This is a genomic window from Mesorhizobium sp. LEGMi-168a (assembly GCF_058312955.1).
This window is the reverse complement of the sequence record NZ_JBZEGV010000008.1, coordinates 86,835-104,333: the sequence shown is the minus strand read 5'-3', so window position 1 is coordinate 104,333 and position 17,499 is coordinate 86,835. Positions and strand designations below refer to the sequence as shown.

The window sequence follows — 17,499 nt, the reverse complement described above, 5'->3', positions numbered from 1 at the left end:
ATGACGGTCGAGAGCCTAACCTGGGACGGCCAGCCGCGCACCGACTTCCGGCGCGTGGCATTCGCCGGATATGCGGCAATCGCGCTCTTCGTCGGGTGCTTCGGCTATTGGGCGGCGAGCGCGCCGCTGTCCGGCGCGGTGATCACGCAGGGCACGATCTCCGCGACCGGCGGCAACATCCTGATCCAGCAGCCCGAGGGCGGCATCATCCAGCAACTGTTGGTCCATGAAGGCGACCGCGTGCAGCAGGGCCAGGATCTGATCCTCCTTGACCGGACGGCCGCGCAAGCCGATCTCAATCGGCTGACGAGGCAGTCGATCGCGCTGAAGGCAACCGCGGCGCGGCTCGAGGCCGAGCGCGACGGGCTGGACAGGCTGGCGCCGATCACTGACGCGGCACCCGCGCCGTTCCAGCAGGACTTCCAGAACCTACTTCGCGAACAGCAGAAGGAGTTCGACGCAAGACTCGCCCGCTTCCGCTCCGAACAGTCGATCATGGCGCAACGGGTCGCCATGCATCGCGAGTCGGTCGTGGGCCTGAACGCCCAGAAGCTTGCCATCGAGCAGCAGTCGGAAGTCGTCAAGAAGGAGCTCGGCATCAAGACCGGGCTCCTGGACAAGGGCCTCACCAACCGCACCGAATATTCGCAGCTTTTGCGCTCAGAGGCCGACCTCGTCGGCCAGGCCGGCGCGCTGGAGGCCAATCTTGCCGCCGCCAACAGCCAGATCGTCGAAGCCCAGGTGCAGGTCGAGCGCCTGACCACGCAACGCGTCGAGGAAGCGCTGACCAAGCTCGACGACGTCCGCACCAACCTCGCCGACATCGAGGAGCAGATCGGGGCGGCCGAGGCGGTGCTGCAACGCACGACGATCAAGGCGCCGGCGGCCGGCATCGTCGTGTCGTCGACCTACAATTCCAAGGGCAGCGTGATCGCCCCCGGCGAGAAGATCATGGAGATCCTGCCCACGACGTCGGGCCTCAACGTCGACGCCAAGCTCAGGCCGAAGGACGTCGACCAGGTCCGCGTCGGCCAGCCGGCGAAACTCAGGCTGTCGGCGCTCAACATGCGGCTGACGCCCGAAGTCTCGGCCACCGTGAGCGAGATCTCCGCCGACCGCCTGATCGACCAGGCGACGCGCGAACCCTATTTCCGCGCCAAGCTGAAGATCGCCGACGCCCTGCCGCCCGGCGTCAAGGCCGAGCAGCTTTATCCCGGAACGCCGGTCGAGGCCTTCATCAACACCGGCGACAGGACCTTCTTCGAATATCTGGCACGGCCGATGATAGACTCCTTCGCGCGGGCGTTTGCGGAGCGGTAGGAGTCCGCGCTTCGACTGGCCGATCTACGACTAATACGTGGCGAATATTCTCTTCAGATCGCCGTGGTCATGCGTTCTTGCAAGGCCGAGGCCGAGCAGAATTCGCGCTTTCTGCGGCGAGAGGTTGTCGGCGGCGAATATGCCGATGGCGCGGTGCCTGGCGCTGTCGAGCGCCGCTCCGCTTCCGACCCTGGACGATTGCAGGGCCACGACGCCGTTCGAGATCGCCTCTTCGAGCGCCTCGACTTCCGCCGGGGTGCCCATGCCCGGTGCGAAGCCCGCAAGCACGATGCCTTTGGCGCCGGCAGCCGCGAACGCACGTATCGCCGTTCCGTCCGAGCCCGCATAGCTGTAGGCCACATCGACGCGCGGCATTGCAACGATGTCCGCAATCGAAAACTCGCTTTCCAGAGTGTGCAGTCGCTCGGTTCGGCGATAGTAGCGGACCGTCTCGCCGTCGACCTGACCGAGCATGCCGAAATCCGTGGACTGGAAGGCATGCAGGCGGAAAGTCGACCGTTTGCTAACATCACGCGCCGCATGGATTTCGTCGTTCAGCACGACCAGAACGCCGCGACCGCTTGATTCAGGCGACACAGCAACCCTGATCGCACTGACCAGATTCGCCTGCGCATCCGACGAAATGCCGTTCAGCGGCCGTTGCGACCCCACGACAACCACGGGAATTGTGAGCTTCAGCGTCAGCGAGAGGCAGTAGGCGGTCTCCTCCAGTGTTGCGGTGCCGTGGCCGATGACGATGCCCGCGAGTTCGGGGTTATCACCGGCGAGCCTGGTGCAAAGCAGCGCCAGATCCCGCCAGTCGTCGGCGGTGACCGCGGTGCTCTCGATATTCTTGAAACGAACCGGCGTCACGCGGGCCAAACCGCCCAATGGCGGCACCTTCGCGATGATGTCTTCGGCGTGAAGTCTGTTGTCGTTGTTTCCGTAATCCAGGACATCGAACGCATCCTTGCCGATCGAGGCGATCGTTCCGCCGGTTCCGATGAACGCCACTTCAGGCACTACACTTGTCATATGCTGCGGTCATTCCGTCGCGGCGCCGCCGAGCACACCTTGTTGCGCCAGCAGGCGATATTTCTGGATCACCGTTTGATAGCGCAAAGGATCAGCGAAAAGCGAGACCTCGAAGAGTTCTTCGGCCTCCTGCCGCGACAGAAGCGCCATCTCGACCGCCGCATCCTTAACCAGCAGGCCTCGCTCGGCGGCGAAGCGCGCCACGGATCCGGCTTTGGGATAGTCGAAGACCGCCGCGATTGCCGTGGACAATGCCAGCGACCCCTCTGCCGCCTTGCGGCATGTCGCCTCGTTGGCCGTAAGCCCCGCGATGCACTTCGAAACGAGCAAGGGGATTGTTCGGTCGATCAGCACGATCGACTCGGTGACGGCATTGAGAATGATCGATTCCCAGACATTGAGGTCGAGTTCGCCCTCGCAGGCGCGCGTGACGGTGGCGTCGTTGCCGAGGACGCGGAAATAGACCTGGATGGCCATTTCCGGAATGACCGGGTTGATCTTGCCGGGCATGATCGACGAGCCCGGCTGCACCGCGGGCAACGTGATCTCGGACAGGCCGGCGCGCGGACCCGACGACATCAGCCGCAGGTCGGCGCACATCTTGGCGATCGACAGCGCCAGCGCTTTCAGCACGCCGGAGACCGCTATCCATTGGTCGGCGTTCTGCAGCCCGTCGAAGAAGTTCTCGTCCGGCTCCAACGCAAGCGCGGTGATGCGGCTGAGCTCAGCGTAGATTTCGCTTTTGTAGCCGGCCAGCGCACCGAATTCGGTCCCGACCGCGGTGGCGCCGAGAGGCAGGTGCAGACATTTCTGCTTCACGGCGCCCAGCTCGCGCAAGATGCGCTGGAACCCATGCCTGTAGCCCGACAATTGCTGGCCAAGGGTGATCGGCAGTGCATCCTGGAAGCAGGTGCGCGAGAGTTTTATTACGTCGGCGACCTCCGACTCTTTGGCGGCCAGCGCCTCGACCAGCATCGACACGGTGCCCTCAAGCCGCGCCAGCAATTCATGCACGGCGAGTTTCATCGCCGAGGGGATGACGTCGTTGGTCGACTGCGCCATGTTCACATCCGTGTTGGGATGCACACGGTCATAACCCTTGCGGCCGGTCAGGGTTTCGTTGGCCCGGTTCGCCAGAACCTCGTTGACGTTCATGTTGGCGGCGGTGCCGCCGCCGCCGTGGTAGATGTCGACGCAGAACTGCGACGGCTCGAAGTTTTCCAGGCAATATTTGCCGGCCGCGACGATCGCCTCGGCGATTTCCTTGGGCAGTCCGCCGGCTGCCAGATTGGCCAACGCAGCGGCCTGCTTGATGCGGATGACGCTCTCGATAAAGCCTGGAATGTCGGCAATCGTCTTGCCCGAGATGGAAAAATTCTCGTGCGCGCGGACCGTCTGGATGCCGTAGTAATGGGCGTTGTCGATGCGCCGGCTGCCCAGCGCGTCCGTCTCGATGCGCTCGCCATCGCTGCCTGCCGACCCTGGCAAAGTCTCGTTCATGTCGAATTCCTTGGTTTGGATAGCGGCGAGGTTAGAGAACCTTGTCCAGGAATTCCCTGGTCCGCTTATCCTGAGGGTTGGCGAAAAATGCCTTTGGCTCGCCCTGTTCGACGATCACGCCCTTGTCTGTGAAAAAGATGCGGTTGGCTGCCTCGCGCGCAAACCGCATCTCATGGGTCACCAGGATGCATGTCATGCCGTCCTCGGCGACTTTCCTGACGGCGCTGAGCACTTCCTTGACCATTTCCGGATCGAGCGCCGCCGTCACCTCGTCGAACAGGATCACTTCCGGCTGCATGCAAAGCGCGCGGGCAATAGCCACGCGTTGCTGCTGTCCGCCCGACAGCTCGCCCGGATAGGAAAGTGCCTTCTCCGTGAGACGCATCCCGGCAAGAAGGTCGCGCGCCCGCTCCTCGACGTCCTTGCGCGGCTCCTTGAGCACCTGGATCGGCGCCATGGCGACGTTTTCGAGCACGGTCTTGTGCGGAAAGAGATTGTATTGCTGGAACACCATGCCGACACGATGCCGCAGCGCCACTTTGTCGACCTTGGGGTCCGTTACCGTGATGTCACCCACCTGGATGACGCCATGGTCGACCGGGGTCAGCCCGTTGATGGTCCTCAGGATCGTCGACTTGCCGGAGCCGGACGGGCCGATGATGGCCACCACCTCGCCCTTGGCGACGCCGAGTTCGACGTCGCGCAACACTTCGAAGCTTCCGAACGCCTTACGAACGCCCTTCAGCGAGACCAAGGTTCGACCTTCAGTCGCGATTCGCATGAGAAACTCCTCAGACGGTTCGGAAGCGCCGCTCGAGCGCGTTGCTGATGCGGGAAATCGGATAGGTGTAGAGGAAGAACATCACCAGCAGGGTGACATACATCGGGATCAGGAAGCTGGCCTGCGCCTCGGACTGCACCGCCGCCTGGGTGCGTGCCAGCGCTTCCTCGACGCCGACGATCGAAGCCAGCGGCGTCGCCGTGATGAGCAGCGCATAAAGGTTCATCCACGGCGGCAGCATGCGCGTGATGCACTGAGGCAGGATGATGCGGAACAGCGTGACGGACCTGGAATAGCCAAGCGCCTCGGCGGCCTCCCACTGGCCCTTCGGGATAGACCCGATCGCGCCGCGCACGATCTCCGAAAAGTTGGCCGCCACCGGCACGCTGAAGCCAAGTGTGGCGCGCAGCCAGCTCGGCACGTTGTAGGCAGCACCGGAAATCGTGATCGAATACGGCATCAGGAAGATGCAGTAGAACAGCAACACCAACCAGGGAGCATTGCGGAACAGCTGGGTGGCGAGACGCGAGAAACCGCCGACCAGGCGGACGTGCGAGATCTGGCCAAGCCCCAGGAATACTCCTGCAGCCGTGCCGAGCACGATCGCCAGAACGCTCATCAGCACGTTGAGCCCAAAGCCCCAGACCACGAAGGGTAGCCAGCGGAGAACATCGGCGAAGATGGATGTCTCTGACATCGAGCCCACTCCCCTTCAGCTCGCGCCAAAGCCAGGCAGGCGCATCGCTGCCTGGACGCGGCCGATGATCCACACCACGATCCCGGTCAAAAGCAGGTAGATGGCCAGCATGACGTTCATCATCTCGAAAGTGTTGAGGGAGTCCGACCAGATCTGGTTGGACACGTAGAGCAGTTCCGCCACGCCGATCGCATAGGCGACCGTTGTAGACTTCGTCAGATCGACCAGGTTGTTGGCCAGCGAGGCAAAGGAGAAGCGGAGTCCCAGCGGCGCCACGACGTAGCGGAACGCCTTGAAGCGCGAGTAGCCCAGCGCCAGCGCCGCTTCCTCGTAGGAACCGTGCACGGCGCCGATGCCGGAGCGGAAAGTCTCGACGTTGAAGGCGCCGGCGTAGAGCGATAGCGCGATCACCGCCCAGGTGAAGTTTCCAATCAGCGGCACTGGCAGGCCGATGGCGTTCTGTCCGACTGGCATCAGGCTGCCGACGGCAAAATAGAAGAAGTACATCTGCACCAGGAGCGGCGTGTTGCGGATGAGCGCCACATAAGCGCGCACCAGCATCGCGGCCGGCCCCCTGGACAGGCCGAGTATCGCTGCGCCAATGCCGCCGATCACGATGCTGAAGAACGTGCAGACGACGACCAGGGCGCAGGTGGTGGCGAGCCCCGAGACGAAGCGTTCGAAATCGAACGCGTCGTAGAGGATCGTCAGGTTGATGCCCGACGCCTTCAGGTCGAGCGCGAATTGACGAAAGACTTCAAGCATTGCCCGCTCCCGTGAAGAGGCAACCGGTTCCCCGGGGGAACCGGCGCGATCAGAGCATGACCGACGAGATTGACGCGGCCTATCGGGACGTCATCCTGGCCTGAGGAACCTTTCGCTCACTGCGTGGCGAGGTGATCCTTCAGCGCCTCGTGCATCTTGCGCAGATAGGCGGATTCGGCGATGCCGTTGGCCTTTTCGAGTTCAAGCAGCTTGCCGGAGCGGTGCCAGTTGGCGATCGCGCCAGCGACCAGCACGCCCCACGGCTTGTCGAGATCGGCCTTGCGGACGGCAATGCCCCAGGGTGCGTCGTCCTGGGTCGGCAGCGGCATGTAATAGTCCGCCCATTTCGGGTCGGCGAGCTGCACGTTGATCATATTGTCATCGGATAGCACGCCGATGCAGCGGCCCTGCTGCAAGGCGCTGTCGACCTCCGCGGTGCCGGCAAAGGCCAGCAGCTCGAGCTTGAACTTCTCCTGCGCCGGCTTGTTGTACCAGGCGCCCTGGATGGCGCAGATGGTCTGGCCGGCCATTTCGTCCCACTTCGTCGCCTTCACTTTCTTCGGCAGCAGGATGTTGTAGCCCGACGAATAGTAGTTCGGATGGACGAAGCCGACGACCTGGCGGCGTTCGGCCGTGTCGGTCGCCGAGGCGATCATCAGGTCGATCTGCCCCTGGGCGAGAAATTCGAAGCGATTGGCCGAGTTGACCTTGACGATCTCGACCTTGGCGCCGAGGAGCTCGCCGAGCGCTTTGGCGAGATCCACTTCCATGCCGGCGAAGCTGCCGTCCGCCGCCCGGTAGGACCACGGCTTGTAGTCGTCCTTGGTGCCGACTTTCAGCACCTTCGTCGCCTCGATCTTGCACAAGGTGTCGTCGCCGCAGTCGAGCGTCTCGGCGTGCGCGACGGCCGCGCCAAGCCCGAGGATCAACCCGAATGCGAAGGTTTTCAACGCTTTCATCGTCATCTCCGTCCGTGAGTGTTCAATATCCCTCGCCTCCGCGAAGCGACGGCTTCGCGGGCGCTTTTCTTTTTTGTCGGTTTGTTTCGCGAAGGCTCCTTCCCGTTGCGGCCTTCGCGGACATGAATGACGCCACGGACGGTTGGCCGCAATTGCTTTTCGGCGTATGTACTCAGATTAATGGAAAGTATGATCTCAATTAATGAAGAGAGAAAATTCCGATGAAGGGCGGCATCGACCTCAGGATGCTTGAAATTGCCGCGGTGGCCATTGAAAGCGGTAGCATGAGCGCGGCCGGATCACGCCTCGGCCTGACCCAATCCGCGGTGTCGCAGGCCGTGCGCCGTGTCGAGAAGGAGATTGGCGCCAAGCTTCTGCACCGCGAGCGTCGGCCGCTGGCTCCGACCCACGCGGGAAGCGTGCTGGCTGTCCAGGTTCAGGAGGTTGTTCAGCGGGTAGGCCGGGCGGTCGACGCGGTGCGCTCGGCGGTGGCGATGCCGGAGCGGCTGGACCTGCGGCTCGGCCTGGTCGATTCCTTTGCCGGCACCATCGGCGCCTACCTCGTCAAAGAATTGGTGGACGGGGCGCTGGCGCTGCGGCTCACCGCATGGTCGGGCCTCGCCTATTCCCATACCGAGGCGCTGATGCGCCACGCTATCGACGCGGCCGTCACCTCGGACCCGATGGAGGGCCTCGACGACGTCGTGCGCTATCCGCTGTTTCGCGAACCCTATCTGCTGCTGGTGCCGAAAAATCTCGGCGCCGATTGCAGGGACCAGGACCTGCGCGAAATCCTATCCCGTCGCCATCTGATACGACTTAGCGCGCGCTCGCACAGCGGCTCGCAAATCGAGCGGCACTTGCGCCGACTTGGCCTGGAGCCACCGCGCATGCTCGAATTCGACACTTCCGACGCGCTGGTCGCTATGGTGGCGACCGGCGTCGGCGTCGCCATCACGACCCCGCTCTGCCTGCTCCAGGGCGCTGCCTTTGTCGACGGCGTCGAGGTGATGCCGCTGCCGGGACCGGGATTTTCGCGCCAGTTGACCTTCGTCACCCGCCGCGAGGAGTTCGTCACGCTCGGGCCGCGCGTTGCGGAACTCGCCCGCAACATCGTCAGAGCAAGAGCCTTGCCTCGGTTCCTCAAGCTTGCCCCGTGGCTTGAACCCAAGATGGAATGGATGATGTTAAGTCCCGACAGCAACGGCTAAAATCCTCCGTTGCGGCTGGTCGAAAGCCGCCCTTCCCTGCCCCTTGGCCGGATGTTTCCCGGCAGCCAAGGCGCGCGACGCCATGCGCGCGCCGCGTTCGCGGAGCGGTAAGAGGGGCGGTCGCCATGCATGCGCAGCTTTCCTCCCCCCAGCAGCAACGTGCCCCGCTCAGACGGCGATCTGAAGCGCGCCGTAACGTTTTACTTCGGCTTCGATTTCCCTGACCAAAGTCTCCAGCGCGGGATTTCGGGCGTTGCGCGCGCGCCTGACCACATAGGCGAGGTCCGGAGGCTTGGGGAAATCCTTGTCGACAATCTCCATGCCGGGTTGCAGGTGCCGCTGGCTCAAGAGCGCGACGCCGAGCCCCGCGATCACGCCTGCGATGATGCCGGCCGCGCTGGAGCATTCGAACACGGTCTCGAACACCGTTCCCTCATCCTGCCCAAGATCGAGGCCCCAACGCCGATAGAAACAGTCTTCATCGAAGGAAAGGAACGGGATCGGCTTGTCCTTCGACAGCACCAGGTCGGGAGACTTCACCCAGTGCAGCGTTTCGCGAAACAGGACGATGTCAGCGGGGCGCACCTCGTGCTGGAACACCTGGACGATTGCCGCATCAAGGGCGCCTTGGCTGAGCTGCTCCCGCAGGACGAGGCTCATGCGCACCTGCGTGCGCACGCTCACCTCGGGGTAAAGCCGGCGGAACCGGCCAAGAATGCGTGAGAGATCCGTACAGGTCGTATCCTCGGTCATGCCAAGCGCGATCTTGCCTTGCAGCGTGCTTTTCGAAAGGCTCAGGATCGCTTCGTCATGAATGCCCAGGATGCGCCGCGCATAACCCAGGAGATCGTGCCCGGCCGTGGTGAACATCGGCGCGTTTGCCTTGCGGCTGAGGATCTCGCAGTCGAGGCTGGTTTCCAGCCTCCGGACCTTGTGGCTGACAGCCGACTGCGACAAGCCGAGAACCTCGGCCGCACGCGTGACGCCGCCATGCTTCTCGATCGCGACCAGCGCCCGCAAGGCATCGACATCCAGGCGGCGGCTCATCACTCCAGCCATGACAATCCTCGTTCGGAATGAAAGCGACGCGCCAACTTCTGACGCAGAACCGGTTTTCAGGCAAACGAGTATGCCATCTTTCGCGGCTATTTCATGAGCGTATCGAAATTTGTCATGTGCAACGGCGCATACGTGTCGCCATAAGTCTGCGCCAAACATTGCCCGTGATCCGCTTCCGGAACACGGACGTCGCATGAACGAAGAGCCCCGTGACACTCCCGCAGAACAAGACCCATCCCCTCATATGGCCGATCGTGGCGGCCGCCCTGGTCGTGAGCTGGAGTTCCGGCTTCGTCGGCATCCGCTACGCCAGCGAGGACGCCGATGTCATGCTGGTCCTGTTCTGGCGAACCTTGTTGTCCGGATTGATCCTCCTGCCCTTTGCTCTGCTGATCGGGCCGCGCATCAGCGTGCGTGCCTTGATCCAGCAGATGGCGTTCGGCGTGGCGACGATGTTCCTCTATCTGGGCGGGTTCGCTTTAGCCATCGGCCAGCGCGTGCCGACGGGCCTTGTCGCACTGATTTCCGATCTCGTCCCGCTCGCCATCGCAGCCTTGTCGCAGCCCATTCTGGGCCACCGCTTGACCGGGAGGCAATGGAGCGGAACGGCGCTGGGGGTGACAGGCGTCCTCATCGTCTCGCTGGACAGCCTGAGCCTCGGGACGGCGCCGGTCTGGGCATATGTCCTCACCGTCGCTTCCATGATGGTCTTCGCCCTGGCGACCGTGGTGCAGAAGCGCATAGGCACGATCGATATGCCCATCCATCAGAGCCTGTGCATTCAATGCCTGACGGCAGCTAGCCTCTTTGCTTTCTGCGCCGAATGGAATGGCGGGCTGACGCCGCCTCTCGATGGCCGTTTCCAGTTTGGCATGGCATGGCTGGTGCTGTTTTCGACCTTCTTCTGCTATGGCGTCTACTACATGAGCCTGCGCCACTACAGCGCCGCGCAGGTCAGCAGCGTGATCTATCTCAGCCCGCCGGTGACGATGCTCTGGGCGTGGCTGATCTTCGGCGAGCCGCTGTCGACGGCGATGTTTTTCGGACTTGCGGTGACGCTGTTCGGTGTCTGGCTCACGTCATCGCGCAGCGCAGCATCGAAGGTCGCGGCGGGTCTGAGCTCGGTCGAGCAGCCTATCGGATAATCATGGACCTCAAGGAGATAAACCCCGTGAAGCTAACAGATTTCAAGGCCCTGACGTTCGACTGCTACGGCACCCTGATCGATTGGGAATCCGGCATGATCGACGGCCTGAAGCCGCTGACCGAGCGGGCTGGCCGCAGCTTGACCCGCAACGAGATACTCGAGGCCCACGCCCGGCACGAAGCCAGCCAGCAGAAATGGACCCCGCAAAAGCGCTACCGCGAGCTTCTGGCTATCGTCTACAAACGGCTCGCCGAGGAATGGGGCGTCGTCGTCACTCCAGAGGAATGCACGGCCTATGGCGAAAGCGTGAAGGACTGGCCGGCCTTTGCCGACTCCGCGAAAGCCCTGCAATATCTCAAGCGGCACTACAAGCTGATCATCCTGTCCAATGTCGACAACGCAAGCTTTTCGTTCAGCAACAAGAAGCTCGGCGTCGATTTCGATGCGATCTACACGGCGGAGGATATCGGCTCCTACAAGCCTTCCGAGCGCAATTTCGACTATATGCTGGAAAAGCTCGGGACCATCGGCGTCGCGAAGGGACAGATCCTGCACACGGCCGAAAGCATGTTCCATGATCACGTTCCCGCCAGCCGCATTGGCCTGGCGTCGTGCTGGATCTATCGCCGTCACGCCGACCAGGGTTTTGGCGCCACGATGCACCCCGGCGACATGCCGAAGGTGGATTTCCGCTTCGACAGCATGGCGGACCTCGTGAAGGCGCACATTGCAGAATTGGGTGGCTGATAGCTGAGCCGTCGACCGGACTTTCTTCCAGCACGTCGCCTGGCAATGTTGGATTATTTTGCGCGGGCGTTCACGGAGCGGTGGGCGCAGCGACAAGCCGCTGGCCACCGTTCTCACAGCCAAGACCGTGTTCGCCATCGGCCTCGTTTCGTGGCGGTCTTCTCGCGGCAGGATTCAGTCCGCGAGCCTTGGAACTAAAGACGTGCGAGACTGTTCAGCTATAGCTTTGATACGACGCTGACGCCCCCGGCCGGTTGCGCACGCGGGCGCTTCTGAGGAGTCTTTCACCATGAAGTTTTCATCCAGGTTTCGTTCAGTCGCGGTTGCCGTCATCGCGGCCGCTGGCGTTAGCCTTGCCAGTGTTGCGCATGCCGACAGCGGTTCGATCCGCTTTTCTGTCTACAAGGCGGCCTTCTTCATCGGCGGTTCGGGTGGCGAGGGCACGCTGACCTTCCATGGCCGCCACTATCCGATCTCGATCGGCGGCATCTCGGGCGGCCTCGCCTTCGGTGCCTCCAAAACCTATTTCAAAGGCACCGTGCGCAACATACGCCGCGTCCGAGACGTGACGGGGGTGTATGGCGCAGCCGGCGGCGGCGGCGCGATCGGCAGAGGCGCCCAGGTGATCGTCATGACCAACGACAAGGGCGCCCGACTCGAACTCACCGGCCGGCAGGTAGGCCTGCAGGTCAACGCCGATCTCAGCGGCATGAGCATCGGGCTGAGGTAAGGGCCGCCGCTCCGTTCGTCGTTGATGAACCCGATTTGCCAAGGTGAGCCGCTGGCGGCATGATCTGCCCCGGCTCCCCTGCACGGCCTTTGGCGCAATCGCGAGCACCCGTCTGGCAGAATGGAATTTGGACCGCCGCCTGTGGACATCGCGGCGGCAATGAAACAATCTTCACTGCGGGAACACCAAGCGCTTCGAAGAAAGCGCGGACCTTCGGGTGCGCATGAAAAATCGATGGACCTTGTATGATCCACGGCTGGCCTGGATGCTGATCGCGCCGGTGCTGTTGCTGCTGATCTTCTTCCTGGTGCTGCCGATCGCCGTGATGGCGGTCTATACATTCTTCACCTTCGTCACCGCCGGCGTGGAGACCAGCGCGTTGACGGCCGCCAACTGGCACGAATTCCTCACCGACAGCTACTATCACGGCTTCCTGTTGAAGACGCTGCGTGTCGGCGCCATGACGGCGCTGCTCTGTGGCGTGCTCGGCTATTTTCCGGCCTATTTCATCTGGGCCACCAGCTTCAAGCACAAATGGCTGCTGCTTCTCCTGCTCATCGTGCCGTTCTGGATCAGCTTCACCATCCGCACCTTTTCCTGGATCAACATCCTCGGCGAACAGGGCGTCATCAACGTCGCGCTCTTGAAAATGGGCATCATCAGCGAGCCGCTGCCGATGCTCTACACCGAGGGCGCGGTGATCATGGGGCTGCTGCATTTCCTGCTGCCCTACATGATCCTCAACGTCTATGTCAGCCTGGAGAGCATCGACCGCACGCTGATTGCGGCGGCGCGTTCGATGGGCTGCACCAGCGCGCAGGCGTTCCGCGAGGTCACGCTGCCGCTCTCGCTGCCGGGCTTGGCGGCGGGCCTGCTGCTCTGCTTCGTGCTGGCGGCCGGCAGCTATGTGACGCCGCAGCTTCTGGGCTCGGGCCGCGACGCGCTGTTCGGCAACCTGATCTACGACACCATCATGGGAGAGCTGAACTGGCCGATGGGCGCAACGCTTTCGATCGTGCTGTTCGTCGTTCTCGGCTTCTTCGCCGCCATCTACACCCGCTACATGGGCATGTCGCAGATCGTCAAAGGACTTGGTGGATGATGAAGCCTGCGAGGCCGAACAAGGAAGGCAAATGGGCGTGGCGGCTCACAAGCTTCGTCACGCTCTGCGTCTACATCTTCATGTTCGCGCCGATCGTGGCGACCGTCATCCTGTCGTTCAACGCCTCGATGTTCGGCGGCTTCCCGATGACCGGGTTCAGCCTGCAATGGTACGGTAAGCTGATGGCCAACGAAGCGGTGCTGGCCGCCTTCCGCACCTCGCTGTGGATCGCCTTGGTCACCGCGGTCGCCACCACCGCGATCGGCGTCGTCACGTCGTTCGCGCTGGTGCGTTTCGATTTCCCCGGCAAGCAGACGCTGAGCACGCTGGTGATCCTGCCGGCGCTGGTGCCGGAAACCATTTTGGGCGTCGGCCTCCTGGTGCTGATCAAGGCGGTCGACCAGCCGAGGACCCTGCTTCTCCTGGTGCTCGGCCATATCCTGCTTGCCGTGCCCTATGTGGTGCTGATCACCCAGGCGCGCATGGTCGGCATCCGGCGCGTCTATGAGGAGGCCGCGCTTTCGCTCGGCGCCTCGCGCTTCTCGTCCTTCTGCGAGATCACGCTGCCGCTGCTCATCCCGGCGGTCGTGGCGGGCGCGCTGCTCGCCTTCACCATCTCGTTCGACAACACCTCGGCCAGCCTGTTCTGGCGGCCGGCCGGCGTCGAGACCATGCCCACCCAGATCCTTTCGATGCTGAAAATCTCGATCAGCCCGGAGATCAACGCGCTCGGCACCGTCATGATCCTGGTGACCGTCGGCATCCCGCTGATCGGCGGCCTGATCCTGCAAAGCCTGACCAGATTGAAAAGACGCGGCGAACCCAAGGAGGAAGCACGATGAAACTGACCACCACCAAGCGGCTGGAACGGCTGCACGACCGCTACGTCAACGGCGATCTCAGCCGCCGCACGTTCCTGTCTCTCACTGCCGCCGCCGCGGCCTCGGCCGGTCTCTCCATGCCGTGGATGAGCCGGGCGCTCGCCGCGGTCGAACAGGTCCGCTTCGACGGCTGGGGCGGAACGGTGCAGGACGCGATCGACAAATATGCCTTCCAGCCTTACACGGCCAAGACCAAGATCAAGGTGGTTCAAGGCACGTTCGGCGACGAGAACGAGATCATCACCAAGATCAAGACGGCCAAGCCCGGCGACTTCCAGATCGTGCATTCGTCCGGCGTCAACTACTACATCAAATACATCAATGCCGGCATGAACTCGGAGATTAACGAGGCCAACATTCCCAACATGGCGAATGTGCTGCAGCCGATGATCGAGCCGTTCCGCAAGCTGACGCCAAAGCTCTCGGCCGTGCCTTACGACTACGGCACCACCGGCATCGCCTACAACACCAAGGTGATCTCGCCGGAGGAGGCGAAGGAAAAAGGCGCCGGCCTGCTGCTCGACAAGAAATATGCCGGCAAGGTCGGCGGCTATGCCGACATGACCACGCGCGTCTGGTACGCGGCTCTGGCCACCGGACAGGACCCCAACAACATCAAGGACATGGACACGATCTGGGCCAAGGTGCGCGAGACGCGCGACCTCGCCAAGAAGTTCTGGAGCTCCGGTGCGGAGCTGATGGACCTGCTCTCCAAGGGTGAGATCGTGGTGACCGATGCCTGGTCGGGCCGCGTCGCCGCCTTGCAGGACCAGGGCCATCCGATCGGCTATCTCGATCCGGCCGGCTCCTATGCCTGGATGGAGGACATGCTGATCCTGAAAGGCTCGCCGATGGCCGAGTGCGAGGAGCTGATCAATTTCATGCTCGATCCGGCGACTTCCATCGCGGTGGCCGAGGGCCAGAGCTATCCGCCGTCGCTCGACCCGACCAAGGTCAAGCTCACCGAGAAGATCGAGAAGTTGCCGGCCTTCGACAAGACCGGCTCGATGAAGGCGCTGACCTTCGCCGATCCGGTCTACTGGGCGACCAACGAGGACGCCTGGACCAAGCAGTGGGACAGGATCGCGAAAGGTGCCTGACAGCCGCGTGTCGTCATCAGATCCCCGGCCGGTCTCGGCCGGGGCACCCTCCCCCGCCGCCGGCGGACCTGCCTTCGGCATGGGCGCGGAAAAGCCGGCGGTCGAGTTCCGCGACATCGACATCGCCTATGGCAAGTTCGTCGCGGTGCGCAATTTCTCGCTGTCGATCCGCAAGGGCAGCTTCGTCACGCTGCTCGGGCCGTCGGGCTGCGGCAAGACGACGATCCTGCGCTCCATCGCCGGGCTGGTCGACATTTCGAGCGGTCAGATCATGATCGACGGGCGGCGGGTCGACGATGTGCCGATCTACAAGCGCAATATCGGGCTGGTGTTCCAGAGCTACGCGCTGTTCCCGCACAAGACCGTGTTCGACAATGTCGCCTTCGGCCTGAAATACCGCAACGTCCCCAAGCCCGAGATCGCGCGCAAGGTGGGCCAGGCGCTCGACATGGTGCGGCTGCCGGGCAGCGAGAAGAAACTGCCCTCGCAGCTGTCGGGCGGGCAGCAGCAGCGCATCGCGCTGGCGCGGGCCATCGTCTTCGAGCCGCAGGTGCTTTTGCTCGACGAGCCGCTGTCGGCGCTCGACGCCAATATGCGCGAGGAAATGCGCGTCGAGATCAAGAAGATCCAGAAGGCAACCGGCATCACCGCCATCTTCGTCACGCATGACCAGGAAGAAGCGCTCTCCATGTCGGACCGCATCGTGGTGATGAACGCAGGCTCGGTGGAGCAGATCGGCACGCCGGAGGAGGTCTACGAGCGGCCTGCCACCGCCTTCGTCGCCGATTTCCTCGGCAAGGCCAACATGCTTGCCGGCACCGTCAGCAAGTCCGACGGGCCGACAGCAGTCACGCTTGCCGCTGGCCAGACAGTCCATGTGGCGTCTCCGCGGCCGCTGGCGCAGGGAAGCAAGGTCACCGTCGTGGTCCGGCCGCAGAAACTGTCGGTCGGTGCGGCAGCGAGCGCCAACCGGCTGTCCGGCCGCGTCGTGTCGACCTCCTATCTCGGCGGCAGCGCCATCTACGAGATCGACATCGGCGGCAAGACGAGCGTGCGGGCCAACGCCCCGATCAACGGCCGCGTCGTCCGCGAGGGCGAGACCATCGAGGTCGGGTTCGATCCGGGCGGCTGCGTTCTGCTCGACGAGAGCGGGCAGCGGATTTCGTAAGACGCCGCCTTCTCCTGGAGATTGCTTCTCCATCAACAGCAGGCCCGCTTCACCGCGCGGTCTCGCGGCTTCGGGGCTAATGAGCGATGAGCTCGGCAAAGGCGCTCAGCCGGCGCCTCAGACACAATTCAGAAACACTCCAGAAACACTTCAGAAAAACTCCAGAAATCGTTCGGGCGTAAAATTGACGCGAGAGGGTCGTTCATCGGCTGCAGCACTGCAGCACTTGTTCGGATTGGCGACAAGCGATGCAAAGGTTCTCGATCAGCTTGATGGGTGCGTTGCTCGGCATGTCGCTCATCACCGGCCCGGTTGAAGCTGGCGGGGCAAAGGCTGCGACCACCCGGACCGAGCGCTGCACCAATCTCAGCCGCCAAGTTGACGAAGCCCTCGAAACGCATGCCGCGTCAACGCAGGTCACCGCGGCGAAAGCACTGCAAAGAAAGGGAAACCGGTTCTGCGCCAACAAGAAGCAGGCACAGGGAATCCGGATGCTCGCGAATGCTCTGAAGCTGCTTGGAGTAACACCGATCGACCCGGATGCAGTGACACCCAAAACCGACCTGCACAGTAAGGAGAAAAAGCCATGAAAAAGTCCCTCCTTTCCGCCCTAGGTCTGGCTGTTGCTCTCGCCTTCGCCATGCCGGTCCTCGGCAACGCAGCCGCCACCACGACCGCCGCTCCGGCTGCCACCGCTCCGGCGAAGGCCGCCCCGAAGAAGGTTGCCGCCAAGAAGGTCTGCAAGGTGACCAAGACGCACAAGTGCCCGGTGAAGCACAAGAAGCACGCTGCCAAGGCCGCGGCCAAGACGGCAGCTCCCGCAACGGCAGCGCCCAAAACATCTTATTGAGACTCCGCTGTAGCATGAGAAGGCCGTTCCATCCGTCCGGGACGGCCTTTTTTACTGAAGGGAGCGATTAACTTCTCATCGGACACGCGACGGAAGCGGTGACTGCGCCGTACGGTTGACCACGACAATCAAGATATTCGTCCGTCGCGCGCTAAGACCATTGCTCAGAGATAACAGACCTCTGTTGCAATTGCCGAATCGCCGGCAAACGAACACCTTCCCCCTGCGCCGGCTACCCCGCCCCCAGCCCAACGCCGGCGCACAGCCCGGCTTGCTGCCATGTGCCGATCTTATCCGCCAAAGCAGGCCGGGCTATCTGGACACTTGGTCACCGTCGTGGTTCGGCCGCCGAAGCTGTCGGTCTGCGCGACGGCGGGCGCTAACCAGCTGTCCGGCCGCGTCATCTCGACCGCTGAAACATATTTTAGAATACACTAATATGCTATA

The 17,499-nt window shown here is 62.9% G+C and carries 18 protein-coding genes; 11 read left to right on the top strand and 7 right to left on the bottom strand.

Going from position 1 to position 17,499, the window contains the following annotated elements; genetic code table 11:
* Positions 1-1,320 carry an HlyD family type I secretion periplasmic adaptor subunit gene (locus AC4FWB_RS13705; protein ID WP_491026617.1) on the top strand — a complete coding sequence of 440 codons (1,320 nt, stop codon included), beginning with the start codon at positions 1-3 and terminating at the stop codon, positions 1,318-1,320.
* A gap of 30 nt (positions 1,321-1,350) precedes the next feature.
* Here AC4FWB_RS13705 and AC4FWB_RS13700 read toward each other — a convergent pair whose 3' ends face one another.
* The 6 genes from AC4FWB_RS13700 to AC4FWB_RS13675 all read right to left on the bottom strand — a co-directional run bounded on the left by AC4FWB_RS13700 (position 1,351) and on the right by AC4FWB_RS13675 (position 7,057).
* Positions 1,351-2,343, bottom strand: a complete 993-nt coding sequence (locus tag AC4FWB_RS13700) for an asparaginase (RefSeq protein ID WP_491026615.1) — start codon at positions 2,341-2,343, stop codon at positions 1,351-1,353.
* 21 nt (positions 2,344-2,364) lie between these two features.
* The gene (locus AC4FWB_RS13695) at positions 2,365-3,855 is read right to left on the bottom strand and encodes an aspartate ammonia-lyase (RefSeq protein ID WP_491026614.1); all 1,491 of its coding nucleotides are present in this window, start codon (positions 3,853-3,855) and stop codon (positions 2,365-2,367) included.
* A 31-nt stretch (positions 3,856-3,886) separates the two neighbouring features.
* On the bottom strand, positions 3,887-4,636 hold the full coding sequence (locus AC4FWB_RS13690) for an amino acid ABC transporter ATP-binding protein (RefSeq protein WP_491026613.1): 750 nt from the start codon (positions 4,634-4,636) through the stop codon (positions 3,887-3,889).
* 10 nt (positions 4,637-4,646) lie between these two features.
* Positions 4,647-5,333 carry an amino acid ABC transporter permease gene (locus tag AC4FWB_RS13685; protein WP_491026611.1) on the bottom strand — a complete coding sequence of 229 codons (687 nt, stop codon included), beginning with the start codon at positions 5,331-5,333 and terminating at the stop codon, positions 4,647-4,649.
* A 15-nt stretch (positions 5,334-5,348) separates the two neighbouring features.
* Positions 5,349-6,098: an amino acid ABC transporter permease gene (locus tag AC4FWB_RS13680; protein WP_491026610.1), complete on the bottom strand. Its 750-nt coding sequence runs from the start codon at positions 6,096-6,098 to the stop codon at positions 5,349-5,351.
* Between the two features lie 116 nt (positions 6,099-6,214).
* A complete protein-coding gene (locus AC4FWB_RS13675) occupies positions 6,215-7,057 on the bottom strand; it encodes a transporter substrate-binding domain-containing protein (protein ID WP_491026609.1) in 843 nt (280 codons plus the stop codon).
* A gap of 221 nt (positions 7,058-7,278) precedes the next feature.
* Between AC4FWB_RS13675 and AC4FWB_RS13670 the strand changes: the two genes are divergently transcribed.
* Positions 7,279-8,268 (top strand): LysR family transcriptional regulator, encoded by a 990-nt coding sequence (locus AC4FWB_RS13670; protein ID WP_491026608.1) that lies wholly within the window; start codon positions 7,279-7,281, stop codon positions 8,266-8,268.
* Positions 8,269-8,436: 168 nt separating this feature from the next.
* Here AC4FWB_RS13670 and AC4FWB_RS13665 read toward each other — a convergent pair whose 3' ends face one another.
* Positions 8,437-9,327 carry a LysR family transcriptional regulator gene (locus AC4FWB_RS13665; RefSeq protein WP_491026787.1) on the bottom strand — a complete coding sequence of 297 codons (891 nt, stop codon included), beginning with the start codon at positions 9,325-9,327 and terminating at the stop codon, positions 8,437-8,439.
* Between the two features lie 209 nt (positions 9,328-9,536).
* On the opposite strand from AC4FWB_RS13665, the gene AC4FWB_RS13660 reads away from it, so the two are divergent.
* From AC4FWB_RS13660 to AC4FWB_RS13620, 9 genes are all read left to right on the top strand, one after another.
* Positions 9,537-10,472 (top strand): DMT family transporter, encoded by a 936-nt coding sequence (locus AC4FWB_RS13660; protein WP_491026607.1) that lies wholly within the window; start codon positions 9,537-9,539, stop codon positions 10,470-10,472.
* A gap of 26 nt (positions 10,473-10,498) precedes the next feature.
* Complete coding sequence (locus AC4FWB_RS13655; RefSeq protein WP_491026606.1) at positions 10,499-11,221, top strand: haloacid dehalogenase type II; 723 nt, start codon at positions 10,499-10,501, stop codon at positions 11,219-11,221.
* 289 nt (positions 11,222-11,510) lie between these two features.
* Entirely contained in the window at positions 11,511-11,951 is a 441-nt protein-coding gene (locus tag AC4FWB_RS13650; protein ID WP_491026605.1) for a hypothetical protein, read from the top strand.
* 223 nt (positions 11,952-12,174) lie between these two features.
* Entirely contained in the window at positions 12,175-13,053 is an 879-nt protein-coding gene (locus AC4FWB_RS13645; protein WP_491026604.1) for an ABC transporter permease, read from the top strand.
* Positions 13,050-13,895: an ABC transporter permease gene (locus AC4FWB_RS13640; protein WP_491026602.1), complete on the top strand. Its 846-nt coding sequence runs from the start codon at positions 13,050-13,052 to the stop codon at positions 13,893-13,895. Before AC4FWB_RS13645 ends, AC4FWB_RS13640 begins: the two co-directional genes overlap by 4 nt.
* Entirely contained in the window at positions 13,892-15,034 is a 1,143-nt protein-coding gene (locus AC4FWB_RS13635) for an extracellular solute-binding protein (protein WP_059185515.1), read from the top strand. The genes AC4FWB_RS13640 and AC4FWB_RS13635 overlap by 4 nt, the downstream gene beginning before the upstream one ends.
* Positions 15,027-16,202, top strand: coding sequence for an ABC transporter ATP-binding protein (locus AC4FWB_RS13630; protein ID WP_491026601.1), 1,176 nt, complete (start codon positions 15,027-15,029; stop codon positions 16,200-16,202). The genes AC4FWB_RS13635 and AC4FWB_RS13630 overlap by 8 nt, the downstream gene beginning before the upstream one ends.
* A 248-nt stretch (positions 16,203-16,450) precedes the next feature.
* On the top strand, positions 16,451-16,792 hold the full coding sequence (locus AC4FWB_RS13625; protein ID WP_491026600.1) for a hypothetical protein: 342 nt from the start codon (positions 16,451-16,453) through the stop codon (positions 16,790-16,792).
* On the top strand, positions 16,789-17,052 hold the full coding sequence (locus tag AC4FWB_RS13620; RefSeq protein ID WP_491026599.1) for a hypothetical protein: 264 nt from the start codon (positions 16,789-16,791) through the stop codon (positions 17,050-17,052). Before AC4FWB_RS13625 ends, AC4FWB_RS13620 begins: the two co-directional genes overlap by 4 nt.
* Positions 17,053-17,499: the final 447 nt, after the last annotated feature.